The sequence below is a fragment of the Salinivibrio sp. VYel1 genome (assembly GCF_009377945.1).
Lineage (GTDB): Bacteria > Pseudomonadota > Gammaproteobacteria > Enterobacterales > Vibrionaceae > Salinivibrio > Salinivibrio siamensis.
Window position 1 is genome coordinate 449,350 of sequence record NZ_RSAM01000001.1, and the last position, 23,874, is coordinate 473,223.

A 23,874-nucleotide genomic window follows, 5' to 3' on the forward strand; every position below is an offset into this window, starting at 1 on the left:
AAAAGAACAAAAAAGGCGCTCACAAGGGAGCGCCTATAACATAGGATGTCTACAAATAACGACACCCTATCGGCTTGAGTCAGTTTATCCGGATAACCCGTATCGCAGCCTCAAGCGAGTTTGTTATGTACCGTTTCGGTTAGTCCAATACACCACGACGCATTTGATCCAGCTCGATAGACTCGAACAAGGCTTTAAAATTACCTTCGCCAAAGCCTTGGTTACCCTTACGTTGGATGATTTCAAAGAAAACCGGTCCAATGACAGTATTGGTAAAGATTTGCAGTAAGATACCGCTGTCGACGTCACCATCAATCAATACCCGGGTATCTCGCAACTCATCGATGCTTTCTTCATGGCCATTGACACGCTCGTTGATTTTCTCATAGTAGGTGTCCGGCGTATCCATGAATGCCATGCCTCGTTGGCGTAACGTCCGCACGGTTTGGTAGATGTTGTCGGTGGTCATGGCGATATGCTGGATCCCCTCACCGTTATACTCTTTCAAATATTCTGCAATCTGTGACTTGTCATCACTTGACTCATTGATAGGAATACGGATTTTTCCGCAAGGTGCGGTCAGCGCTCGCGACTTCAGCCCGGTCTTTTTGCCTTCAATGTCAAAAAATCGGATCTCTTTGAAGTTGGCAATACGCTCGTAAAAGTCAGCCCATACATCCATGTTGCCAATATCCACGTTGTGGGTCAGGTGATCGATAACTTTCAATCCTGCATCCGCTTCTTTCAGGCGCGATTGCCAGTCTGGATAAAAGTCAAAATCGACTTCATAAATACTTTGGTCACCATAGCGGTCGACAAAGTAAAGCAATGAATCACCAATGCCGTATACCGCAGGAATGCTGAGCTCCATTGGACCAATGTTTGGCTCAACCACTTTGGCGCCTTGTTTGGCCGCATACGCAATCGCGTGTACCGCATCTTTCACTCGAAACGCCATGGCGTTGACACTCGCACCGTGCTGCTTCGCAAAGCCTTGCGCTTGTGATTCGGGCTCACCGTTTACGATAAAGTTGGTGTCACCCTGACGATACAGCCAAACATCTTTGTGCTTATGTTTGGCAATTTCCGCAAAACCCATCAACGAGAACAAATTTTTAAGTGCATCGATACCCGCTTGATCGGGCGCTGTGTATTCGACGAACTCAAACCCATCTGTGCCCAATGGATTAATCGTTTTGACAGGTGCTTGCATGGTTGACGTCATAATCGCTTCCTCCTTGTGTGTAACATTAGAGATAGCATTAGACGGTGACAGGGACTAGAGAAGACAAGCGGACAGCTGGTTAATCAAATGTTAACCAATAGTGTCACTTATGCTGAACAGTGAGAGAAAAGCGTCGCTAACCGCGTTTTTTTAAGGGTTTAAGCCAATAAAAAGTGTAAAGAATAGCAACCAAAACGCCACTACATTTTACATTTTTGCAACGCGAGATGAAAGCCATACAGCGAAAACACAAACGCCGCCCAAAGGCGGCGACCAAAAAGCAGGCGGGTGGGCGTATTAAACCTTGAGGCTGTAACTGTTTTGCTGGCCGTTGGGTGTGATGGTTTTTTGCACCTGATCCATCAGCGCTTGTTGCTGTTGGTTGTAGGCATCCGCTCGCGTTTTCTGCGCTTCTTGTTCCGCCACACGATCAATGAGGGCTTGATAATCACGCTTATCCTCACGCTGCTCGCCCGATGCTGCGGCTTCTTTTTGCTCTTCTCGCTCTTTACGGATCAGCTCGGCACGCTCTTGCACGCTCATCGAGTTATTGAGACCGCCATTGACCTGATCATCTTGACGATCGCGCTGACGCTGCATGTATTGCTGCGCTAAAGGTTGCGAATTGATTGACGTCGGCATAGGTCCTCTCTCGAACAAGGTGACAACTTGATTAAATTTTAGCCCATACGCCCACAAATTGATATCTCAATTTACTATAGAGGATGTCACCACTGGCCTAGTTGTTGCACGTTATCTGACGTTGGCCGCGAGATACCAACGTAGAAGCAGGGGCTTAGGTGACCCAACGCCCAAGAAAAGCACGATGAATATAATGAGGAGAAACACCATGCTGACCGGTAAACACTGTGTCATTACAGGTGCCGCACAAGGGATCGGCCGCGCCATCGTTGAAACCTTTGTCGAACAAGGCGCTACCAAGATTTATGCATTAGATAGGAATATTGACAACATGCAAGACTGGCAAGCACATCGGGTTATCGTTCCCGTTGCGCTGGATGTCTGCGATCAAGAGGCTGTCGCGAATTGGGTGCAGAGCTTGCACCAACAACACGCAGTTATCGATGTGCTGGTGAACAATGCTGGCATCACTCGTGACAACCTGCTGACCAAAATGAGCGAAAGTGACTGGGACGCGGTCATTGACGTCAATCTAAAGGGCGTCTTTACCATGACACAAGCTATCGCGCCACTGATGATGGCGCAAGAGAAAGGCGCGATTGTGAGCTTGTCTTCGGTCGTCGGCACCGACGGCAATATTGGTCAAACCAACTATGCCGCCTCAAAAGGTGGCGTGATTGCAATGACAAAGACTTGGTCAAAAGAACTCGCTCGTCACGGTGCGCAAATACGCGCCAATTGTGTCGCTCCCGGTTTTATTGAAACGCCCATGACGGAAAATTTACCCGATAAAGTCATTGAGATGATGAAAGGGAAAACACCCTTGGGCCGCATGGGTACCGCGCAGGATATCGCCAACGCGATTAGTTTTCTTGCCAGCGATAACGCGAGCTTTATCACAGGTCAAACGCTTAAAGTCGATGGAGGGTTAGTCATATAATGGAAGGACACTTCCGGCCATTATGAGGCAACAATGACTCCAACACTTCTTATCACAGGCGCGAACCGTGGGATTGGCCTGGCGCTCACTGAGCTGTATCTCGAGCACGGTTGGCAGGTGATTGCCTGCTGCCGCTTCCCCGGCTCTGCGCCTCACTTGATGACACTAAAAAACCGTTACTCAACACTCACCACCTACGGATTAGATGTCACGGATCATACGGCAATACAGCAACTTGCATTACAGCTTATCGACACGCCTATCCATTTACTGATCAACAATGCAGGTCTATATGGCCCCAAAGGGTATCAATTCGGTGACGTGGATACAGCGGCCTGGCGCGAGGTGCTGGAAGTCAATACCATCGCTCCCCTGGTTATCGCTGAACATTTCACCCCGCATCTTGAAAAGGCAAGCCAAAGTGGCCATACACCCATTTTCGCTTTCCTATCCTCAAAAGTCGGGAGCATGAGTGATAACCAATCAGGCGGCGGGTATATTTATCGAAGTTCAAAAGCCGCGCTCAACGCGGTGATCAAAAGTCTATCTATTGACCTGCGAAGTAAAGGCATTCGTTCGATTGCTCTCCACCCCGGCTGGGTACAAACGCAAATGGGTGGACCCAATGCCCTTATCAATACTGCCACATCGGCCCAAGGGTTGAAGTATGTGCTCGATACCCTAACGGACAGTCAAAACGGCAACTTTATTGATTATCAAGGCCAAGAAATTGGTTGGTAAGGAGCGAGGCGGTGATTGCGCCGCCTCGTTAATTAGATAGGGAAGAACGTCATCGACGCCATGCTGTGTACCACCTGATTAATATTACGGTTAGTACTGTCCGCCACCATAATGGCCATCATGTCTTGAATAATAATCATCTGACCCAACAAGCGCTCGTAACTATAATTGGGCACACCATTTTTGCCCATGCCATTACTCAGCAACAGCAGTTGACCGTGTTCGTCCTTTTGATTGTTTAAAAGCCAGGCAATTTTTTCTAGGTTTCGAGCACTGTTATAGAGTTTTTGTTGGTCAATATCATCGAGCAAAAAAAACTCAAGTTGATGATTATAGCTCGCACTGATCATGCCGGTAACACCCGCCATGAGCGCAAACACGCGGTCGCCCTCAAATTCACTTGAAAAGGCTAAAGGCAGCAGCGCGATGCCATCCATTCCTCCCAGCTCTCGAAAGCCATTGTCGGGGCGTTCTGCCGTCATCAACTGCGCCACGCGTTTTTCAATCGTCATGCCGGGCACTTTTTTGAGTTCACGCGGGTTACGCTTGTACAGTTTCACGATGAGGGCTTCGCTGAGATCACGAATCTCAGCAATGTGAATATCGGTAATTAAATCCATGTCTGACTTGGCGAGATTTTTAATATCAAATGGCCGACCAAGCTTCTGCGCACACCCTGTAAGGCTAAGCAATAATACGCTCACCCATACCCAGCGCATCATAACAACATCCTTGCATCCTCTAACTCGGCGCTAGCATAACGATTTACGCCCGCTCGGTGCACTCTTAGAAAAAATCTTGTATGGAATATCACACTTTTAGCGTATAACTGGCGCTGCAATCATCAATCCACCTTGAACCTTTTTGAGCCAATATGTCCCCCATTGGCGGCGGGCAACGCCAAGAAGCGATCGTCATCACAGCATCGCGACACAATCAGCGGCAATAACGCGCTCTTCATCAGTGGGGATCACCCACACACCGATCTGACTATCCGATGCGGATATACAGGCTTGATTGGCTTGATTGGCCGAGGCGTCCAAGCGCATACCTAGCCAATCACACTGTGCCACCACACGCTCGCGTACAGGTGCAGCATGCTCGCCAATCCCAGCGGTGAACACCAGATGTTCGACACCGCCCATTGCCGCACAGAGGCTGCCGATTTCTCGCGCAATCCGATAACAATAGTGCGCTATCGCCTGCTTAGCTCTTGGTTTATCGCTGCGTAATAAGGTGCGCATATCACTGCTGATACCCGATAAACCTAACAGCCCAGACTCTTTATATAAGAGCGTGCTGACGTCGTCTGCAGTCATGCCTTCTTCGGTGATCAGATGCAGCACTAATCCCGCATCAATGGCGCCACTTCGCGTTCCCATTGGTAACCCCTCAAGCGCGGTAAAGCCCATGGTGGAAGCCACACTTTGTCGTGATTGGATAGCACACAAACTCGCGCCATTACCAAGATGCGCAACAATCACTTTGGCGTCGCAATCAAAATCCGGGATCACCTCGGGTAAGCAACGCGAGATAAAGTCGTAAGACAAGCCATGAAAGCCATAACGTTGAAAGCCCCTGTCATACATTGCGTAAGGAAGCGCAAACTGGCGCGCCTCCTTGGGCTGCTGGGCATGAAAGGCGGTATCAAAACAGGCAATTTGGCGCATGTTGGGTAATCGGGTCTGAAGTGCTTTAATCGGGGCAAGGCTATAAGGCTGATGAAGCGGCGCCAGCGAGGTTAATGCCTCCAACAGCTTGACGCTGCGCGCATCAAGAGACGTTGCTTGCTGAAAGTGCGTACCACCATGAACCACGCGGTGACCGACAGCAATCAGATTATCAAGAAAGCCTCGCGGTTCGAGCCACGCCAATAGCGAAACAATCGCGGCATGGTGATCCGCTGCGTTGGCGGGCGGGATAGAAAGCCCATCCGCGCCGCTATCAACGGACACCGCGTAACCTTGGGTCCCCAAACCGGAAAATTGTCCACCCATTAACCGATTAACACCCTGCCAACGCGTTTCCTCAACCGGATCCGCATTGACGTCAAACAGCGCGAATTTCAAACTCGACGAGCCGCTGTTAATGACCAGTATGTTCGCCATTGTCGCCTACTTATACTTATCCAGTGCTTTACGTTGATGCTCCGCAAGCAACAACGCCAGCGCACTCGATGCAATGCGGGTCAATGCATCATCGGCACGGCTGGTCAGCATAATGGGCACACGCGCCCCCACCACCACACCCGCGCCGGTGGCATCTGCGAGGTAGCTCAGCTGTTTCATCAGCATATTGGCAGCCTCAAGATCAGGGGCCACCAGGATATCCGCACACCCTGCAACCGGGGAGTTAATCCCTTTGGTCACGCGAGAGTCTTCGGAGACGGCACTGTCAAACGCCAGCGGTCCATCTAAGATACCGCCCGTTATTTGACCACGCTCCGCCATTTTACACAGTGCCGCGGCATCAAGGGTCGCATTCAATTTAGGGTTAATGGTTTCCACGGCCGACAAAATCGCCACCCGTGGATGACTGTTGCCAATCGCATGAGCCAGTTCGATGGCATTTTGAATAATATCGCGCTTTTGAGCCAACCCTGGATAGATATTAATGGCGGCATCAGTAATAAATAGCGGGCGCGGATAGGTCGGCACATCAAAGGCCATCACATGACTGAGGCAACGCTCAGTTCTCAACCCTCCTTCCCGTTTAACCACTTCATGTAGCAATTCGTCGGTATGCAGTGCGCCTTTCATCAGCGCCTCTATCTCCCCCGCACGTGCCATAGCCACCGCTTTTTCCGCCGCCGCGTGACTATGGGGTACATCAACAATGTCAAAGTCGCGGATATCCAGTTCAGCTTTATCCGCCGCCGCCATTATTTTGTCACGAGGCCCGACCAGGGTAGGAATAATGAGCTGTTGCTTCGCCGACTCCACCGCGCCGCGGATCGAGCTGTCGTCAACGGGGTGCACCACCGCGGTATGCATGGGATCAGGGTGATCGGCCGCGGTTAAAATCGCATGCAACTGCCCGCGCTCAGATAAGCGCACTTCTGGTAATACCGTGCGTTGACGTCGAACTTTTTTAGTGGGCGCCAGTACGCGTGCTTCCCCTTCAATCACAGTATCACCGCGTTGGTTTTCACACCGGCAAGCAAACACAATGTGGTGACGCTTTTCGTCCATTTTATCGACACGAACAGCGACGCGCAGCACATCGCCTAGCATGACGGGGGCTTTGAACGCGAGTGTTTGTCCGAGGTAGACAGTGCCAGGACCGGGTAGCTTTGTCCCCAATACGGTAGAAATCAATGCTCCGCCCCACATACCGTGCGCAATCACTTCCTGAAAGCGACTGCTTTTGGCAAAGTCATCATCCACATGGGCAGGATTGACATCCCCCGACATAATCGCAAAAAGCTTAATGTCCTCCATGGTGAGGCGCTTTTCTAAAAACGCTTCATCGCCTAATGAAATCTCATCGTACGTCTTATTCTCGATGACTTCCTCGTTATTCGTCCCTGACATGGTGGGCTCCTCAATAATCGATCAAGTCAAAAAAAGTATGTGTTAGCCTCGTTGCGCTTAAAACCTAAGGTGATGACCGGCATCAACGTAGTGGGTGAGTCCCGTCAACACTTGGCCAGCATCGGCGCTAAGGTAAACCACGGCATGACCAACATCTTGCACTGTGGCCAAACGTCGAAGGGGCGAGCGCGTTTCTCCATCCACGGCCAAGGCTTCAAATTCTTTTAACCCCGACGCAGCACGCGTTCTGATCGGGCCGGGGGAAATAGCATGCACCCGGATCCCTTTTGGTCCTAATTCTGCTGCCAAGTAACGGGTGGTCGACTCAAGCGCCGCTTTAACAGGCCCCATTAGATTATAATTATCGACGGCTTTCTCCGCCCCATAGTAGGACATGTTAAACAGCGTGCCGCCCTCAGACATCAGTGGCTCTGCGCGTTTCGCCATACGGATAAACGAGTGACAAGAGATATCCATCGCCAGCGAAAACCCCTCTCGTGAGCAATCGACCACGCGACCGTGTAAATCTTCCAAAGGCGCGAAGGCAATGGAATGCACAACAAAATCGACCCGTCCCCATTTTTCCTTGGCACGCGCAAATAGTGCATCCAGTTGTTGATCGTCCTGCACATCACACAGCATCAGTTCTGGATCGCCCATGGCCGCTTTGAGCGGGGTCACAAATCGCTCTGCCTTGGGTGTGCCATAAGTGACCAGCACATCGGCACCCGCTTGGCTCAGCGCTTGAGCACACCCAAACGCAATGCTGTTTTCATTGGCCAGTCCGGCGACAATGCCGACTTTACCTGCAAGTGAAAAAGGATGTTCCACAATATTCTCCCTACATTGGATAACGACGCGTTCATCGCTCAGGAACCTGAGTGATTACACTAAAACAGACATCATCCACTTTAAATCAACCGCAAACCCTCAACGTAGACTTAAATCAGCGTTAGGTGCAAAAGTATAGAAGAAAAAAGGCCGAGTGACGTGCTAGATAAAAAGACAATTTTGACAATTTTTTATGACAGCCGCGCCTTGGACCACAGCGATAAGAGCTTTCACTCTAATCGGTATTCTCTTCTCACAACCAAAAACGCCACCGCGATCAACGGTGGCGTTTTACACAAGCGAGAAGCGTAGGACTACGCCAACTCGGCCATCACACACTTGGCGAGGTCAGCGGGACGATAGTAGACCGATTTCATCACCTTGCCTTCACGGATAAGCTTGCCGTCGACACTGACATCGGCGGCACATTTGGCGATGATGCCATCTTCTTTGGGACTGGCGACAACATCAATGCCTTTTTGAGCGTAAAACGCTTGGGTGTCGGCAAACTCTTGTTGATTGCGACAGACTTTACTCATATTGCTGCTATGCACCTCATCCCAACAGGTCACAAAATCAACACCTAGGCGCGAGGCGATTTGAAGCAAGATATCAATCATGTAGCTCACTTCGAGTTGTTCCCGGTATCCACGCGACCCCATTTGAACAGCGCGCCCCATCAGCACGTAGACACTATCAACAATAGCGTCCACTTGCTCAACCAGCGAGTCGGCTTCCGCAAGCTCTGTCATTTCCTCGACCGCCAACGCCGTGTGCAGATCATCGGCTTTATCATCGAGAGAATCAGGATCATTGCAGGGCAGATCAAAGGTGGAGCGAAAGGCTTCAATATCACGGTAAAGGTGGTCGTAGATCGCTTGATTGAGAACAGCAAATTTCATTTATAGGGCCCTTTGAGAAACAAACACGCATGCGTTCATGCTGACATACAAGGGGCATTACAATAGCACTGCTCACTCAGACTTAAAATCGATCATGATGATTCTTTGTCACCAGACAGCGTTAAAGCACAAATATCACTCAAGCTTGGTGTACGCCCGCCGCTAACACCTTATACTGAATCTATGACGTCATTTGCACGCTCGGCCAAAAGGATAGTTACTATGACCAAACGTTTATCGCTCGCCACACTGTGTGCTGGTATGTTGCTGGCCACAACCGCACAAGCACAAACCTCTCCGCTCAGTATCGGTGCTAGCGCAAGTGTTACCGACGTAAAATATGGCTCTCAAACTGAGACAGGCCACACTTGGGAAGTCAATGGCACTTTACGTGTCACCGATTACACAAGCCTGTACACCGGGTATGGCGAAACCAGTGCCGATTTCGACAATGAAAATGGCACTGAAACCAAGCTCACTTCATCCTATATTCCAGTTGGATTACAAGTGAATTTCCCCATGACAATGGGGAGTGTCTACCTGCGCGGCGGTGGCAACTACTATCAAACTGAGTTCGGCACAGATAAGGATATTGGCTGGGGTGCAACAGGCACCGTAGGTTTTGAACTACAGCCTACCGTCGGCCCCAAAATGGCGTTTGAGTTGACCTATGCCGATCGAGGCGATGCAGAAACTAGTTCAGTAAGTGTCGGAACCAGTATTGGCTTTTAGTGGCATGGCATGATCAACCTCGAGGGGTAAGTGGGCCACTAATGGCCTGCTGACCCGACACGGGGCGCCATCGTAGTAATACATATTTGCGGTATCCGCGTTCACGCAGATATGTGTCAAACTCACTGTACTGGCGTCTTCTCGGTGCATACACACAGATAAACTCCCCAATACTGGCTCGTGGCTTCGATGATAATCGAGTAGCGCATGGGCGGAAGAAGATGAATCACGCAATTTTGCGGCGAGGAGCGCTGAGCGCGTGCGACGTACGTCATCTGCTACCACCGCAGAGGAGACAATAGGTGGCACACAGTCGATACCTTGCAACGTGCGTCCATTCCACTGCCAAGCCACCGGTGAACACGCCGCGTGTTGGGTCTTATCGGTATTCATCGGGCTAAAGACCAACAAGGTAAAAGGCGCAAAATCCGTCATTTCATGCTCAGTCACGATGGCTGCCACCTGAGACAGATCGCTTGCCCTCGCCACGGATTTCACCAGCTGGCCCCGACTACGCTTGGGCACAACAGACGGTTGACTTTGATAATCATTTAACAAACAGACCAATAGCCCATGTTCATTCGCCGCTATCCAGGTTCCCATCCCATCAGGATCAATCGGCATGAGTACGCGTGTTCCCGCGATTTGATAAATTTTCGGCGGTATTGCACGGCTTCGACCTCGTGCCTCATCACGGTTAAAACACAGCTCAAACCCTTGCTCCGAGGTCAACCATGTCAGCGTGCACATTGATGTTGCTCTCGCTGATAACTTGCTGTCGCGGCGGCGATGCCAATCTCTTTATCCAACACTTCGCCCAGATCGTGGGCTGCTGTGCGCATCATAGCAAAATGGTGAGTGGCATGACTGGCCACTGCAATCAATTCACGCATTATGGTTGAGGGGGTGGTCACTGTGTTGGAGGCATATAAGGTGACTTGTGTCGATACGTGTATCGACTGCTTGAGTTGTTGATTAGACAGCGTGTGCAACCAGCTGGCTATGGCTTGCCACTCAGCTTGGGCAAGGGATTTATCGGTTTCTACACGATGGCCTCGCCGACGTTCATCTGCATCCATGACGCCACTGCCCTCTCCTTGGTGTAAGGCCCAATACATATCAAGCGCATGACGCATATGTTGGCCAATGGTGCTGGTAAACCCATCAGCCTGCATACGACTATAAGCTTCGTTCGTGACACTCGCTAGTAGCTGCTGTGCCTGATAAGCCACATCCAGGTTACCACGAATAATCGCACTATCTGCTTTGGTTAGACTCGAATGCATACCCTCACCTTAGTACATGTTGCGGCAATTTGGCGCCATCATCTTCATACAAGCAGATGTCATGCCGTTTTAGTCCGTTCCTGGGTATTGCTTCATCCAGCGCCTTTCTTGATACCAGGCGCGTAGCAAAGCAAACACAGAAGGTGGTTGGTGCCCCCGCAATCGCAAGCGTGCGCCAATATGGTACAAATGCCGATATTGGTGCAAAAGTGCTCTAATGGCTTGGAAATAGCCCCCCTCACTGTCCCAAATATGCGCCGGCTCACTACTCGCGCCGTTGATCTCGACAATACACAGCCCCTTCCCTTGTTGTAACGACGCGATATCGCGAAACTTGATATCGAAGCGGCCGAAGTAAAAGCCATTAATGTCTTTGGCGATCGTATCTATTTTTGCCGTCAGCGCCGGCGTCACCCAAGCCGCCCCATCTTTAAAGATGGCACCGCGGCAGTGGCTACCCGAGAAGGCTAGCGGAATACGTACGCCAGCTGGTATTACCTCATCAAGCTGATGATGGTGGCGCTGATGATAAAGATGTCCACGCACAGAGGCGGCATCATGGTGTTGGATAAGCGCGGCTAAGGTGCGCTTACCATCACCGATCACAGCGGGCAAGTATTTCAACCCGAGGGAAAATATTTGCCCCCTTTCCTCGCCGGGATAGCGAATATAGAAAACCCCCGCTTCCGCGTCGTAAGGTGCCAATGCTTGGAAAATAATGTCTCTGTCGGGTGGAAATGTGCGGATATAGGCGAAGAGCTTTTTTTCCGTATCAATGCGCTGAACACCAGCCCCTCGACAGCCTTTGTCCGGCTTAGCCACCAGCGGCATAGTGATACCTGCCTCCGCAAGTTCGGCAAGTAGCGTTTTTTTAATGCTGGGGGTGATGGCATTGGGCCGCGTCCATCGCCAATAGGCAGCGATGTATCGTTGCGCCGTGTCGCCCGCTTGAGCAAACACCTCTGATTTAGCCTCACCCACCATTCCAGAAAGGGAGATGCCTGGGTTGGCAATCAATGGCAATGTCAAACTGCGATAGTAGAGGCCAAGCCCGATTGATTGAACCACGACGGGCGTGTAGAAACACCAAGCAGGCAGAAACTCAAACCAGCCCAACGGCCGTGACACAGGGTAATTGGGCATGCCAGCTTGACCGATGAGCATCATCGAGGGCTTTGTCATACCGATCCTTTTGCGGGGGTTAACAATGCGCGACGACGAAGAAAACGATTCATCAGCACCAACGCGATAACCGCAATAGCAAAGGCCCACCCAGTGAGTTGTTTCTCTGCTAGCCATTCACTGTGCTCAATGGTGAATGCCCCCCAAAAGATCACGCCTGTCCAACAGGCGGTGGCAATCCCCACGGACAATAAAAACGTACGAAACGGGATAAAAAGAAACCCACTGAGGCTGTAGGTAACCGTTCTAAGCCCGGGAATAAAGCGTATAAGAAACAGGTTTAAAAAAGCATGCCGACGCAACAAGTGGCGCGCGTCACGGACGCCTTTTAGCATTAACAGACGGGCACGTAAACGCCGGTAGCGTCGCGCGTACCGGCCCAGTAAGAATAGGGCGATATCACCACTTGCGATGCCCAGGAAAATCGCCAACAAGGCCGTGTGCCACGCCAAGACCGATTCAACCGCTACAAAAGCAGCCAGCGCAATCGCACCGTCCTCAAAAACATACGAGGCAATTATAATGACAAAAAATAAACCCAGTGACGGTAAGGTCGCCAAACTGGGTATCATGCTCTCAACCATTGGCTTTCTCCTCCTTATTAATCATAGACAGGAGAAAGCCCAAGTTACTTACAAATTGATGAAAAAATAAGGCTACATGCCGCCCGCCACATCAAATAAGCTTCCTGTCGAGTACGAGGCATTATCAGATAATAACCAAGCAATCATTTCTGCCACTTCTAGGGTAGAGCCACCGCGACCCAGTGGAATGTTATCCGCGACACGGGCGACGCGATCCGGCTCACCGCCTGCGGCATGCATATCCGTATCGATGGGTCCTGGCCGCACTGCATTCACACGAATCCCTTCACGCCCCACTTCTTTTGCCAACCCCATGGTAAGCGTATCAAGCGCTGCTTTGGTGGCTGCGTAGTCAACATATTCATTGGGCGACCCGGTTTTTACCGCTGCGGAAGATACGTTGACAATCGCGCCACCGTTCCCGCCGCGGGACTGCGCCATGCGGTGTACCGCTTCGCGGCAGCACAAAAAGGCACTAGTGACATTCGCTTGGAACATCGCGTTAATCCGATCGGCATCCATACTGCTCACCGTCGACTGTGGCAACATGATCCCCGCGTTGTTCACCAGTGCAGTGATATTTCCCAGACGGTTGTCTGCTTCGCTGAATAAGCGTTTAACGCCCTCTTCGCTCGACACATCCGCCTGAACCGCAATCGCATTGACACCAATCGCTTGAAGCTCATCAACAAGCGCAAAAGCAGATTCACTGTTGCTAAGATAATTGATGCAAATGGCATAGCCACGCTGTGCCAATAGTTTTGCCGTCTCACGGCCAATGCCGCCACTTGCCCCGGTTACAATCGCAACTGGATTCATTGCTACTCCTTTTCGCTTAATCCGCCGATACCGGTGGATAATACCCCATTCTCACTGCGCCCCAATGTTGACCTGCAACAAAAAGAGGAACAGAAAGATCATGCATTACCTCACCGGTATCGCGCTTGTAGGTCTGCAACAACATGGTATCAGTATGTTGACCGCAACGCCTACCTGTTCGGTCATCAAATAAGCGTTTAGTCCGGTTTCCGGTGATATCTTGCGCATAATCACCGGTGAGAGGCTGGCAAAAGCGCTGGTTATGCGTGGGGACGTAGCCATGGTTGTCATTGGCTATCACATAAACAATGTTCTCATCTGTCTCAAGAATGGGCTCTTGAATAGGCGGTAAGATCCGATCACACAAGCTATCAAATCGGGTGGTATATTTTTTAGGATCGGTGTTCGCGATCGGCTGGTAGTGGCGATCAAACAAATCACTTTTACTGATCTCACCCTGCTCAATGGCGTGTGCAAACGCCGCCTCTATACGATCACGACATAAGCTGGCTGCTTTAAAAAAGCGTTGATGTGGGCTCGCCTCAGACAGCTCAGCGAAAACGGCATTGGTTTTTTCGGTGGTTTCCATCAAGCCTTCCGCTTCTTGGCTCAGCGCAATGACCTGGTTATCACTGTCTTCTAGTCCAGTCCGCACTTGGGTCAATGCTGAAGCAATTTGCTCGAGGCTTGCACTGTTTTGTGACGATCCATCCGCCATTTGTCTCACGGCCGCTTCAACCTGATCGGCTCTGGACGAGAGGTCGGTTAAAATCTCTCCCACCCTCTCAACATTCCACGTCCCCGCCTCGACATCCGATGACAGCGTTTGAATATGGGTCATCACATTACTCGACTCTGTCATGATTTGTTTTATGATCGCCGCAACTTCACTGGTGCTTTGTGACGTGCGCTGCGCAAGCTGACGCACTTCGTCGGCCACCACCGCAAAGCCACGCCCTTGCTCTCCCGCTCGTGCCGCTTCAATGGCGGCATTCAACGCCAATAGGTTTGTTTGCTCTGCAATCGCATCAATGACCTGTGCGACATCACTCACTTTATTGACGTTAGCGTCTAGCGCTTCAATACGTGCCACTGTTTCAGCCGTTTTTTGGTTAATATCACGCATTTCCGCTATTGAGGCAGTGAGCTTATCGGCCCCCTCCAAGCTCAGATCTCGCATGCGCGTTACTTGCTCAACAGACGCCGCTTGCGCTTGGCAGGTGTCAGACAAAGTCTGTTCGATATGCTGCGCGGTCTCGGTGACCTCGACTACAGAAGAAAACTGTTCGGTTAATCGCGTTTTTAATATATCCGAGCGATGCGAGACTTCCGCCGCATTCATGGCATTCATGGTAGCGCGCGTTGCCAGCCGTCCGACTGTTTTCATCGGCAGCGTTTGCGTTTCTTCCTCGGTATCTTGCCCCGGTACCACCTTGGGTGCCGACGAGTACGCCTTCATCGCCAACACGGTCACGAGCGCTTGGCAGGCGAGGAGTCCCGCTACCGTATAAAACTGCTCAGAAAAAAAGCGCCAACTCACTAACACTAAAAGTGACAACGTGGTGCCTATTACAACCCAAAACCATGATTGTTTGTTCGCTGCGTTCCCTGTCATCGAGCCACCTTTGTTCCTCACTGAACCGATTTTATCCAATGTCATGGCATGCGGTCGTATCACGACACACAGGACTGCCACGTTTTGATTACTAATGCCATGCTTCACACTCAATAGCGGTGAAAGTGATCAAATTTCGACTAAAGCATTAGATCTGAGGCGCTAGTAACCAAACAATTAATAGGACGCAGGTGCCACTCAATACGGCGGGCAACAATTCAGTACCGACAAAGGTAGCGGAAAGTCAATAAAGGTCGTTAACTCTAAGACAAAATGCGCTAAGCTACAGCTAGGTCATTGTAAATAATGGGAGAGCCATGCTCCGCGGTCTACGAGTGCGTCAGACGATTCACGCCTTTTCGGTATTGATGACAATTAGTTTCTCGCTGGTGTGGTTATCATTGGCGGTGTTGCCTGAAAGCGAAGAGTTTGCGGTTATTTGGTATGTCTCAGCTGCCGGTGCATTTGGGTTTAGCTGTTTTCCTCGTTACGCAAAACTGTTTGCAGCCGTCGGTTTTTTTATCGGTGTCTACTGTGCAGACACACTAATGGGTATTCCTCCGTTGCTCAGTGCCAGTATGGCAGCAGTCAATACTGCAACAGCGGGGATAGGTTGCACAGCCTATCATTTAATGCGCAAACGTTACGGTGATCCACTCGAGAGTCTGTGGCCCTTTATCCGAGGACTCGCCCCCAGCCTTGTTTTGAGTCCGCTAGTGGGTGCGATATTTGGAGCGAGTATTCAGTCAGTGGGTACTAGTCAACCTTTTGATTATCTTTTACTACGCTGGTTTATTAGTGAGTTTGTCGGTTTTGTTTCACTGTTTCCTCTATTGTTAGTGATAAAAAATCATTTTAACCAAAGACGTTATGATCCAGTGATAAAGTCAGGAAAGTCTTGGGGCTCATTGATTGGCCTATGTATATGCGCACTCACTGTAATTACTCTCTTACTTTATCTCTCCCCTCACCCCTTTATCGCACTGACTGCCCTATTTTTATTGGCCGCAACGTTGCAAAACCGCTTGGTTGGCTTTATCTGCATCGCACTCACGCTTCTTAGCTTTGACATCTTATCTGCCCTTGGCGCACTCACGTTTCATGCGAGCGCTGATCAAAAAGCTTCACTCTCCCGGATGGCAATGGCGGCCGCAGCCATGGGCACCGGCGTGGTGATGACACAGCTGGCGTATAGCTATCGACGTCATCAACGACACCACATTGAGCAGCACTCGCTGCTCACACAAGCGATGCACAACTCATTGATTGGGATGGCGATACTGGATCCGCGAGGTATCATCCAAGATGCCAATGCCAGTTTGGCGCAGTTTTTTGGCTGTGAGCGGCGCGTGCTTATCGGTTCGCATGTGTCTTTGTTCACGCGAGCACAAGACCAATCGTCACTGGGGGATTATCTTAATGATTTGATCATGGGCCATTCTGATAATAAGCGATTGGAAAAGCGCTTTGTACGCGCCGATGGCGAGATAGTATGGGGACGCCTCTCCGTCACTGCGGTGCGGGATAAACACGCTGGGCATGTCACTCACTTAATCAGCCAAGTCGAAGATATTAACGCCCTCAAAGCGGCACAGCGTGAACAAAAACGTTGGCTTGAGCGTTGGCGTTTTGCCCTCGATATTAACAAACTTGCCGTCTTTGAGCTCAACGTTGATACGGGCGCACTCCTGTTTTCTGGGTGGTCCGCGCCTTTGCTCGGCATCAATGCCAAACAGATACGCACCTACCAAGACTGGATCAGTCGCATACATCCAGACGATCGCGCCGCCTGGGAACAATCTATGCGCCTGCTGGTCGACAAACACACCGATCGGATGGTGGAGATCTTCCGATTTAATAATGACGCGAACGCCTATCGCTATCTACGCCAATCATCGGCGCGGCAAACGGGGGAAGAAACCGAAACCGTTTTGAGTACCGTGATTGACATCACTGAGCAGTATCTAACTAACCGGCAAACAGACACCTTACGCCGCCGCCTAGAAGCCGCGACAAAAGCGGCCAATATTGGTATTTGGGAGTATCACGTTAACGAAGACAGGCTGGAGTGGGACTCGCAAATGTACAGCCTCTACGACGTGCCTCCGGCCGATGGCAATGAAAAGCTGGCGACCTGGCAGCAACGCCTTCATCCCGATGATGCAGAGACCATCAACCAAACACTCCAGGACGCGCTTACACATCATCAACGACTCGATACCCAGTTTCGGATCATTGATAGCCAAGGGCGGATTCGCTATCTCCGAGCTCTCGCCAGCTTACAACTAGACGATAATGGCAACACAGTACGGATGATCGGCGCCAATTGGGACAATACCGAAATCAACGAGCTTAACTACGCACTGGCCCAAGAGCGTGAACAGCTGGATGTGGTGATGAACTCCATCAACGATGCGGTGATCACCATCGACGATCAGGGCAACTTGGCCTACCTCAACAACACCGCGCAGTGGCTTGTTGCCAATGATAGCGTGCTGCCACTCGGCCAACCTGTGGACGCGGTTTTCGAGCTTTACAACAACCAGCAACGGGTGCTGCTTTCTAGTTTTAGCAGTCAGCAAACAGAGACCTTTTTTGAAACCCAAATAAAAGACGCCTACCAACTGGTTATCGCGGGCGGCAAACGCCTGTATGTATCGGTGGCTATGTCGCCACTGACCAGTAACCAAAACGGTGAACACGGGTATGTGTTTGTGCTGCGAGACGTGTCGGATGAGCATGCGCTGATGGCACAGTTAGACTACAACGCCAATCATGATTCGCTCACGCAGCTACCCAATCGCCGCGCCTTTGAAACCCTCATGGAAAATCACTTGTCCCGCGAGAGTCAGTCGCCTTCCGTGCTAGCGTTTATCGATTTAGATCTTTTCAAAATCATCAATGACTCGGTCGGCCATCACGCCGGTGACGAAGTCCTATGCCAAGTGTCACAAGCCTTAGCCGATAACATACGCAGTGATGATGTGGTGGCGCGTTTGGGCGGCGATGAGTTTGCGTTGCTGCTCACGCACTGCAATATGCGCGACGCGAAACATACGATCGCCGACTTAATCAAACAGCTTGAACATTTGTCTTTCTCCTATGGTGAGCGCATTTTTGCCATCAGTGCCAGTGTGGGTCTGGTGGATGTTAACGATGCGACATTAACCCTCTCGGATTTGATGAGCCGCGCCGATGTAGCGATGTATGAGGCCAAATCGGCAGGACGTGGCCAGATAGTGGATTACAACGATATCTCAGGCACCGCGCAGGGACGCCACAGCGACATGCAAATGGTGGGGAAAATTACACGAGCACTGACTGAAAACCGCTTTGCGCTCTATGGCCAACAGGTGGCACCCGCACAAGGGCCTGTGATTGAACACTGGTACGAACTATTAATACGCATGATAGATACCGACGGTAATATTATGAACCCGGGGGAATTTATTCCCGCTGCTGAGGCCTTTGGCTACATTCGCGATATCGATGGCTGGGTAGTGAACTATGTGCTCAATACGCGCGCCGCGGAGTTGGCAGAGTCAGGACTCAGGTTCAACATCAACCTCTCAGCAAACTCAATCAGTGACCCTAAATTTCAGGCACAACTCAAACAGCTATTAAGCGCTTCCGTCCTGCCTGCCGAGCGACTGTGTTTTGAGATCACTGAATCAGCCCTCATTAGTCATTTAAACACAGCCGTCTCTTTTATCGACGAACTACGCCACTATGGCGCGCATGTCGCGCTGGATGATTTTGGCGCCGGCCTCTGCTCATTTCATTACTTAAAGCTGTTCAATGTGGATGTGGTTAAAGTTGATGGTCAATTTGTGGCTAACCTGACCGACCGAGAAAACAAAATCGATCGCGTCATACTGGAATCCATTGTCAGCATTTGTGACACCATGGGTTACAAAACGGTCGCGGAATGGGTCTCCGACGAAGAAAAACTTGCCTGCGTACAAGAAATTGGCATTAACTACGTGCAAGGGTTTCTTATCGACTACCCAACACCGCTTGATACACTGCTTGCCACGCATACCCTCACACCGCCGAGTCACTGACGGTGCCCGACGACCACCGACTACTGTTTGACTCATTCACCTAATACGCAGTGGCGATGGTGGTTGCACACGTCCAATAAAAAAGGCAATTTAGAGGTTTTGCTTGGACGGCTACCTCATGAACCGATATACGCTGGCCGGATGCGGCGCCATCATGCTTTGGAGCAGCAATGTCGCCTTTATCCGTCATGTCACCGAACTGCTTGGGCCACTCGGTGGCGCAGCGGCGATTTATACGCTTGCCTCTCTTTGTTTGATTGTCGTCGTCGGCCTCCCCAAACTCAACACCTTCCCGCGCCAATATTTGCTGATTGGCGGCGTTTTATTTGTCGTGTATGAATTGTGCTTAGCGCTCTCATTGGCTTGGGCGAATACCCGCACCCAAGCGATCGAAATGGGGGTGATCAACTACCTCTGGCCGTGCTTAACTGTCTTGTTTTCGGTTATTTTGACCCGTCAGAAAGTAAGCCTGTGGCTCTATCCTGCGTTAGTCGTCGCTTTTATGGGCGTGGTGTGGACAGTAGGAGGCAAGCAAGGCGTATCTTGGTCTCACCTTGTGACCAACATTCAGTCGAACCCGGTTAGCTATATATTGGCGTTTAGCGGTGCGATTATTTGGGCGATTTACTGCAACCTCACCAAGATGCGCGCGCAGGGTAAAAATGGGATCACCTGGTTTTTCTGTGCCACCGCGATCACTTTGTGGGTGGGCTATCTCGCCTCTGACGCACCCGCCATGCATCTTTCATGGCAAACCAGCGGCTATGTGCTGCTCGCTGGACTCGCCATGGGAGGCGGTTATGGGCTGTGGAATATAGGTATTCTCAAGGGCAATTTGATGGTCTTGGCCACCCTATCCTATTTCATCCCTATTTTATCGACCTTATTGTCGGCAGTACTACTTTCTACTTCGTTGACGCTCACCTTTTGGCAAGGTGTGGCCATGGTCACTTTAGGCTCACTGGCAAGTTGGTGGCTGACTCGGGCACCCGTTAAAAAAGCGGCGAACAAACGCGCAGAGGCCAAAGCACACTAAGACGGCTAGCCGCTAATAGCGGCTAGTCATTCACAACACGCTTAAGACTCTGCAGCGGCCATCGATGGCGTGGCGGCGCCATAATACAGACAAATGCGCTGCCCGTTTATCTCCTCGACTTCAAAATCAATCTCGTAAATCCGCTCCATGATGGGTTTAGTCACCACGTTTTTCACTTGGCCACTGGCAACCACTTCACCCGCTTTCATCGCAATCATGTTATCGGCGTAGCACGCGCTAAAATTGATATCGTGCATCACCACCACCACCGCTTTGTTGTATCGGTGTGCCAACTCTCGTACCGTTTTCATAATAGCCACAGAGTGACGAATATCGAGGTTGTTGAGTGGCTCGTCGAGGAAAACATAGTCGGTGTTTTGCGCCACCACCATGGCAATGAATGCCATTTGACGCTGACCACCACTGAGCTGATCAATAAAGCGCTCTTGCAACTCTGTCAGCCCGAGTTGCGCTAAGGCGTCATCAATCACCGCGTTGTCTTGTTCGGTTAGCCGTCCTTTGGAATGCGGAAAGCGCCCAAATGAAACCAACTCACGCACCCGAAAACGCATATTGACGTTGTTCGCTTGACGCAACACGGCCAAGCGCTGCGCCAACGCCTGGTTACTCCACTCACTCAGTGGTTTATCACCAATCAACACCTCACCGGCATCACTGTCTGTCAGTCGGCTCGCCATCGATAGCAGCGTACTTTTCCCAGCCCCGTTGGGACCAATGATAGCGGTCACTTTACCGAGGGGAAACAGTGCGCTGGCTTGATTGACCACCTGTGTTTGGCCATAAGCTTTCGATAATCCAATTAATTCAATCATAATGTTAAAACTTGTTTTTCGTCAGTAGATACAAAAAGTAACCGCCACCGACAAAGTTAATGATCACACTCACCGTGGTCTCAAACCCAAACCATTGTTCGACAACATACTGGCCACTTAACAGCAAAAAGGCGGCCAACACGCTGGTGGCCACAATTAAAAAACGATGCTGATAACTGACAAACATTTGTCGTGCGAGGCTCACCACAATCAAACCAAAAAAGAGCACCGGTCCAACCAAAGCAGTTGATAAGGCAATCATCACCGCAATCACCATCATCACTTTCAGTGTGAGTCGGCGCGTATCGATGCCAAGGCTGGTTGCGTTATCCTCACCCAACAAGCACACATCAAGCTGATTGCTAAATCGATATAGCACCAGCAAACAGGCGGCTAAGACCGGTACACTGACATAGACCAGCTCACGATTCGCATTATTGAAGCTGGCGAACATCGCATCTTGCAGGATGGCGAACTCACTCGGATCGACCAACAAGGTAAAAAACTGACTGATACTGCCAAACACGCTACCTAACACAATACCAATTAACAGCAGCGTATAGATGTTGGCGCGATGTCGACGAAAGTAAAGCGTGAACAACACAGTCGCACTTACCGTCATTAACACCACACTGGCGGTAAAGTTCGCGTAGGCATTAATCATCAATACGCTACTTGAGCCAAATACCACCAATAAAACGGTTTGCAAGAGAACGTATAAACTATCAAAGCCCAGAATCGAAGGGGTCAGGATCCGATTGTTGGTGATGGTTTGAAACACCAGCGAAGACGCAGAGATGGCCACGGCAGCCAGCGTGATTGCCAAAACCTTAGGGGTTCGTCGCGAAAGAAAATACGCGTAATTATCCGCCGTTAATCCATGCCCTAAAAAGTACCCCGCCACGAGCACCACACCCATTGCGACCAGGGAAAGCTTGATACCATCACGCATTCGCTTTGTCCCTCATCACTAGATAGATAAACACCGCACCGCCTAAGATAGAAATGATCATCGCAATCGGGACTTCATAAGGGAAGATAATGACACGGCCCAGAATGTCGCAGCTCAACACCAACACCACGCCCCAAAAGGCCGTCCAAGGCAAGTTGCGTTTAATGTTATCGCCCATAAAAAGCGAGACAACATTGGGCACAATTAAGCCAAGAAAGGGGATGACCCCAACAATCATCACCACAGCGGACGACAGCAACGCGACCACCATGACACCGAATAGCACTACCTTTTGATAATCAAGGCCAATGTTTTTGGCAAAGCTTTCGCCGATACTGGCGGCGCTGAATTGGCTGGCATACGCATAGGCGATACCACATACCGGAATAGCCACAAAGAGTACTTCATAATTTCCCGCGAGCACCGACGAAAAGTTGGCGACCGTCCACGCTTGCAAGGTTTGAATCAGATCGTACTTATAAGCTAAAAACTGGGTTAGCGAAGAAACGACATTGCCGTACATAATGCCAATCAAGGGAACCAGCACGGTATTTTTAAACTTCAGTCGTTGGAGAAAATGGACGAATAGCCAAGTACCTGCCATCGCCATCCCCACAATAACGGACAAGTCCAGCCATTGGCTGGCGCCTCCAAACGCTACCAACGTCAGCACATAACCCAGCAGTGCACAATCAATGGTGCCGGTGGTGTCGGGCGCGGCAAAGCGGTTTTGACAGATCTGCTGCATGATGAGTCCAGCCACACTTAAACCTGCACCAGCCAAACAGATAGCCAGTAATCGAGGAATACGACTGGTGGTAAAAATTGTCCACGCTTCTGGATCGCCCGCCCACAAGCTCGCGAAGGACACGTGCGCCACACCAATGGATATCGACAGGATCGCCAGCACCACGAGGACAGGAATAGAAAGATACTTCACAGAATCACTACCGTTGAGGTCTATAACCACAAAGACCCAGGGCCAGCCTGGGTCTGTTTGTTTCTCGTATGATGATTAAAGCACGCGGTTTACATCATCGATCATCTTATCCATCGCCGTCATGCCAGCCATGGTAATGTACCACGCGGTTGGGTCGAGATAGCTGATACGTTGCTGTTGGTGAGCATGCGTTTTGTTGACCAAAGGATTATCAAAACGCGCTTTTGCCTTGCCTTCACCTTCCCCAATCGCCTGCTCACGATCAAGGACTAATAAGACATCTGGGTTGGCGTCGGCAATATATTCGAACGAAATCAAATTACCGTGTGAGCCTGCCACTTCTACATCATCGCTTTTCGCAGGTTTCAAGCCTAGCTCATCGAACACCATACCAAATCGGCTATTCTCGCCGAACATCGCCACTTTACTGCCGTTGCTCATAACCATCAACGCGTTAAAGTTATCTGCCACCGCTTTATCATGGGTCTGCGCGATCTTGGTATTCATTTGTTCAATGATCGCGTCGACTTTTTCTTGCTTGTTAAACACCTCGCCTAGCATGCGCCAATTAGCTTGCACACTTTGCCAGTAATTCTCGTAGTCCGCTCGAAACATAATTGTCGGAGCGATTTCCTCTAACTCGCCCATGAGCGAGGCCATACGCGCTTCCGCAATGATCAAATCCGGCTTAGCGGTGAAAATGGCCTCATAGTCAGGCTCTTTCACCGTCCCGACCGCGACATACTTATCGTCTTGATAGGTTTTGGCAAGATAATCCGGCATTAAAGACTTCACCACGCCAACAGGCTCAACACCGAGGCGATCCAGCACATCTAAACTGCCCTGCCCCAACACAACGACGCGTTGTGGTACGCCGTCGATTTCAACGGTGCCCATCGCATGGGTGATGGTTTTTGCGGCCGCCTGGCTGCTCAACAACAAAGAAACAGTGAGAAAAATAAATGGAAAAAATGAACGAAAAGCTTGCATAGCCCTTTCCTCGCAAAAATCGGTGGG

Annotated in this window: 22 protein-coding genes; 5 read left to right on the forward strand and 17 right to left on the reverse strand. The window is 50.5% G+C overall.

Annotation, left to right across the window (positions count from 1 at the left end):
* Positions 1 to 139 precede the first annotated feature (139 nt).
* Positions 140 to 1,225 carry a 4-hydroxyphenylpyruvate dioxygenase gene (gene hppD, locus EHW58_RS01960; RefSeq protein ID WP_046075645.1) on the reverse strand — a complete coding sequence of 362 codons (1,086 nt, stop codon included), beginning with the start codon at positions 1,223 to 1,225 and terminating at the stop codon, positions 140 to 142.
* A 297-nt stretch (positions 1,226 to 1,522) separates the two neighbouring features.
* Positions 1,523 to 1,867, reverse strand: coding sequence for a hypothetical protein (locus EHW58_RS01965; RefSeq protein WP_046075644.1), 345 nt, complete (start codon positions 1,865 to 1,867; stop codon positions 1,523 to 1,525).
* A 208-nt stretch (positions 1,868 to 2,075) separates the two neighbouring features.
* Between EHW58_RS01965 and fabG the strand changes: the two genes are divergently transcribed.
* Together fabG and EHW58_RS01975 are read left to right on the forward strand one after the other, a co-directional pair.
* Positions 2,076 to 2,807 (forward strand): 3-oxoacyl-ACP reductase FabG, encoded by a 732-nt coding sequence (fabG, locus tag EHW58_RS01970; protein WP_077578485.1) that lies wholly within the window; start codon positions 2,076 to 2,078, stop codon positions 2,805 to 2,807.
* Positions 2,808 to 2,840: 33 nt separating this feature from the next.
* The gene (locus EHW58_RS01975) at positions 2,841 to 3,548 is read left to right on the forward strand and encodes an SDR family oxidoreductase (protein WP_152794337.1); all 708 of its coding nucleotides are present in this window, start codon (positions 2,841 to 2,843) and stop codon (positions 3,546 to 3,548) included.
* Between the two features lie 32 nt (positions 3,549 to 3,580).
* On the opposite strand, the gene EHW58_RS01980 is transcribed toward EHW58_RS01975, so the two are convergent.
* From EHW58_RS01980 to EHW58_RS02000, 5 genes are all read right to left on the reverse strand, one after another.
* On the reverse strand, positions 3,581 to 4,270 hold the full coding sequence (locus EHW58_RS01980; protein ID WP_046075641.1) for a hypothetical protein: 690 nt from the start codon (positions 4,268 to 4,270) through the stop codon (positions 3,581 to 3,583).
* Between the two features lie 195 nt (positions 4,271 to 4,465).
* On the reverse strand, positions 4,466 to 5,656 hold the full coding sequence (locus EHW58_RS01985) for an acetate/propionate family kinase (protein ID WP_152794339.1): 1,191 nt from the start codon (positions 5,654 to 5,656) through the stop codon (positions 4,466 to 4,468).
* 6 nt (positions 5,657 to 5,662) lie between these two features.
* The gene (locus EHW58_RS01990; protein WP_046075639.1) at positions 5,663 to 7,081 is read right to left on the reverse strand and encodes a bifunctional enoyl-CoA hydratase/phosphate acetyltransferase; all 1,419 of its coding nucleotides are present in this window, start codon (positions 7,079 to 7,081) and stop codon (positions 5,663 to 5,665) included.
* A gap of 57 nt (positions 7,082 to 7,138) precedes the next feature.
* Positions 7,139 to 7,912 (reverse strand): enoyl-ACP reductase FabI, encoded by a 774-nt coding sequence (gene fabI / locus EHW58_RS01995; RefSeq protein ID WP_172969911.1) that lies wholly within the window; start codon positions 7,910 to 7,912, stop codon positions 7,139 to 7,141.
* A 314-nt stretch (positions 7,913 to 8,226) separates the two neighbouring features.
* Positions 8,227 to 8,814, reverse strand: a complete 588-nt coding sequence (locus EHW58_RS02000; RefSeq protein WP_077457121.1) for a nucleoside triphosphate pyrophosphohydrolase family protein — start codon at positions 8,812 to 8,814, stop codon at positions 8,227 to 8,229.
* Positions 8,815 to 9,036: 222 nt separating this feature from the next.
* Between EHW58_RS02000 and EHW58_RS02005 the strand changes: the two genes are divergently transcribed.
* Positions 9,037 to 9,546, forward strand: coding sequence for an outer membrane beta-barrel protein (locus tag EHW58_RS02005; protein ID WP_077606695.1), 510 nt, complete (start codon positions 9,037 to 9,039; stop codon positions 9,544 to 9,546).
* On the opposite strand, the gene EHW58_RS02010 is transcribed toward EHW58_RS02005, so the two are convergent.
* The 6 genes from EHW58_RS02010 to EHW58_RS02035 form a co-directional block, all read right to left on the reverse strand.
* Positions 9,514 to 10,296 carry an NRDE family protein gene (locus tag EHW58_RS02010; protein ID WP_152794343.1) on the reverse strand — a complete coding sequence of 261 codons (783 nt, stop codon included), beginning with the start codon at positions 10,294 to 10,296 and terminating at the stop codon, positions 9,514 to 9,516. The two genes, EHW58_RS02005 and EHW58_RS02010, sit on opposite strands and share 33 nt — an antisense overlap.
* Complete coding sequence (locus tag EHW58_RS02015) at positions 10,284 to 10,832, reverse strand: hypothetical protein (protein ID WP_069360923.1); 549 nt, start codon at positions 10,830 to 10,832, stop codon at positions 10,284 to 10,286. Before EHW58_RS02015 ends, EHW58_RS02010 begins: the two co-directional genes overlap by 13 nt.
* Before the next feature lie 69 nt (positions 10,833 to 10,901).
* On the reverse strand, positions 10,902 to 12,014 hold the full coding sequence (locus EHW58_RS02020) for a D-alanine--D-alanine ligase (RefSeq protein ID WP_152794345.1): 1,113 nt from the start codon (positions 12,012 to 12,014) through the stop codon (positions 10,902 to 10,904).
* On the reverse strand, positions 12,011 to 12,598 hold the full coding sequence (locus EHW58_RS02025; RefSeq protein WP_152794347.1) for a DedA family protein: 588 nt from the start codon (positions 12,596 to 12,598) through the stop codon (positions 12,011 to 12,013). The genes EHW58_RS02020 and EHW58_RS02025 overlap by 4 nt, the downstream gene beginning before the upstream one ends.
* Positions 12,599 to 12,670: 72 nt before the next feature.
* Positions 12,671 to 13,417, reverse strand: coding sequence for an SDR family oxidoreductase (locus EHW58_RS02030; RefSeq protein WP_046075632.1), 747 nt, complete (start codon positions 13,415 to 13,417; stop codon positions 12,671 to 12,673).
* A 16-nt stretch (positions 13,418 to 13,433) separates the two neighbouring features.
* Complete coding sequence (locus EHW58_RS02035) at positions 13,434 to 15,032, reverse strand: methyl-accepting chemotaxis protein (RefSeq protein WP_172969912.1); 1,599 nt, start codon at positions 15,030 to 15,032, stop codon at positions 13,434 to 13,436.
* Positions 15,033 to 15,349: 317 nt separating this feature from the next.
* Here EHW58_RS02035 and EHW58_RS02040 point away from each other — a divergent pair, with 317 nt between their 5' ends.
* Positions 15,350 to 19,096: an EAL domain-containing protein gene (locus EHW58_RS02040; RefSeq protein ID WP_152794351.1), complete on the forward strand. Its 3,747-nt coding sequence runs from the start codon at positions 15,350 to 15,352 to the stop codon at positions 19,094 to 19,096.
* Positions 19,097 to 19,214: 118 nt separating this feature from the next.
* Positions 19,215 to 20,132, forward strand: coding sequence for an aromatic amino acid DMT transporter YddG (gene yddG, locus EHW58_RS02045; protein WP_152794353.1), 918 nt, complete (start codon positions 19,215 to 19,217; stop codon positions 20,130 to 20,132).
* Between the two features lie 41 nt (positions 20,133 to 20,173).
* On the opposite strand, the gene EHW58_RS02050 is transcribed toward yddG, so the two are convergent.
* The 4 genes from EHW58_RS02050 to EHW58_RS02065 form a co-directional block, all read right to left on the reverse strand.
* Positions 20,174 to 20,965 carry an ABC transporter ATP-binding protein gene (locus EHW58_RS02050; protein WP_152794355.1) on the reverse strand — a complete coding sequence of 264 codons (792 nt, stop codon included), beginning with the start codon at positions 20,963 to 20,965 and terminating at the stop codon, positions 20,174 to 20,176.
* A 4-nt stretch (positions 20,966 to 20,969) separates the two neighbouring features.
* Positions 20,970 to 21,917 carry an iron chelate uptake ABC transporter family permease subunit gene (locus EHW58_RS02055; RefSeq protein ID WP_152794357.1) on the reverse strand — a complete coding sequence of 316 codons (948 nt, stop codon included), beginning with the start codon at positions 21,915 to 21,917 and terminating at the stop codon, positions 20,970 to 20,972.
* Positions 21,910 to 22,857, reverse strand: coding sequence for an ABC transporter permease (locus tag EHW58_RS02060; protein WP_046075627.1), 948 nt, complete (start codon positions 22,855 to 22,857; stop codon positions 21,910 to 21,912). Before EHW58_RS02060 ends, EHW58_RS02055 begins: the two co-directional genes overlap by 8 nt.
* Before the next feature lie 75 nt (positions 22,858 to 22,932).
* Positions 22,933 to 23,847 (reverse strand): siderophore ABC transporter substrate-binding protein, encoded by a 915-nt coding sequence (locus tag EHW58_RS02065; protein ID WP_077606684.1) that lies wholly within the window; start codon positions 23,845 to 23,847, stop codon positions 22,933 to 22,935.
* Positions 23,848 to 23,874 lie beyond the last annotated feature (27 nt).

Excerpts from the sequence above, each read along its gene's own strand:
- hppD (WP_046075645.1), bottom strand. The coding sequence starts at position 1,225 with ATGACGTCAACCATGCAAGCACCTGTCAAAACGATTAATCCATTGGGC.
- EHW58_RS01965 (WP_046075644.1), bottom strand. The coding sequence starts at position 1,867 with ATGCCGACGTCAATCAATTCGCAACCTTTAGCGCAGCAATACATGCAG.
- fabG (WP_077578485.1), top strand. The coding sequence starts at position 2,076 with ATGCTGACCGGTAAACACTGTGTCATTACAGGTGCCGCACAAGGGATC.
- EHW58_RS01975 (WP_152794337.1), top strand. The coding sequence starts at position 2,841 with ATGACTCCAACACTTCTTATCACAGGCGCGAACCGTGGGATTGGCCTG.
- EHW58_RS01980 (WP_046075641.1), bottom strand. The coding sequence starts at position 4,270 with ATGATGCGCTGGGTATGGGTGAGCGTATTATTGCTTAGCCTTACAGGG.
- EHW58_RS01985 (WP_152794339.1), bottom strand. The coding sequence starts at position 5,656 with ATGGCGAACATACTGGTCATTAACAGCGGCTCGTCGAGTTTGAAATTC.
- EHW58_RS01990 (WP_046075639.1), bottom strand. The coding sequence starts at position 7,081 with ATGTCAGGGACGAATAACGAGGAAGTCATCGAGAATAAGACGTACGAT.
- EHW58_RS02000 (WP_077457121.1), bottom strand. The coding sequence starts at position 8,814 with ATGAAATTTGCTGTTCTCAATCAAGCGATCTACGACCACCTTTACCGT.
- EHW58_RS02005 (WP_077606695.1), top strand. The coding sequence starts at position 9,037 with ATGACCAAACGTTTATCGCTCGCCACACTGTGTGCTGGTATGTTGCTG.
- EHW58_RS02010 (WP_152794343.1), bottom strand. The coding sequence starts at position 10,296 with ATGTGCACGCTGACATGGTTGACCTCGGAGCAAGGGTTTGAGCTGTGT.
- EHW58_RS02015 (WP_069360923.1), bottom strand. The coding sequence starts at position 10,832 with ATGCATTCGAGTCTAACCAAAGCAGATAGTGCGATTATTCGTGGTAAC.
- EHW58_RS02020 (WP_152794345.1), bottom strand. The coding sequence starts at position 12,014 with ATGACAAAGCCCTCGATGATGCTCATCGGTCAAGCTGGCATGCCCAAT.
- EHW58_RS02025 (WP_152794347.1), bottom strand. The coding sequence starts at position 12,598 with ATGGTTGAGAGCATGATACCCAGTTTGGCGACCTTACCGTCACTGGGT.
- EHW58_RS02030 (WP_046075632.1), bottom strand. The coding sequence starts at position 13,417 with ATGAATCCAGTTGCGATTGTAACCGGGGCAAGTGGCGGCATTGGCCGT.
- EHW58_RS02035 (WP_172969912.1), bottom strand. The coding sequence starts at position 15,032 with ATGACAGGGAACGCAGCGAACAAACAATCATGGTTTTGGGTTGTAATA.
- EHW58_RS02040 (WP_152794351.1), top strand. The coding sequence starts at position 15,350 with ATGCTCCGCGGTCTACGAGTGCGTCAGACGATTCACGCCTTTTCGGTA.
- yddG (WP_152794353.1), top strand. The coding sequence starts at position 19,215 with ATGAACCGATATACGCTGGCCGGATGCGGCGCCATCATGCTTTGGAGC.
- EHW58_RS02050 (WP_152794355.1), bottom strand. The coding sequence starts at position 20,965 with ATGATTGAATTAATTGGATTATCGAAAGCTTATGGCCAAACACAGGTG.
- EHW58_RS02055 (WP_152794357.1), bottom strand. The coding sequence starts at position 21,917 with ATGCGTGATGGTATCAAGCTTTCCCTGGTCGCAATGGGTGTGGTGCTC.
- EHW58_RS02065 (WP_077606684.1), bottom strand. The coding sequence starts at position 23,847 with ATGCAAGCTTTTCGTTCATTTTTTCCATTTATTTTTCTCACTGTTTCT.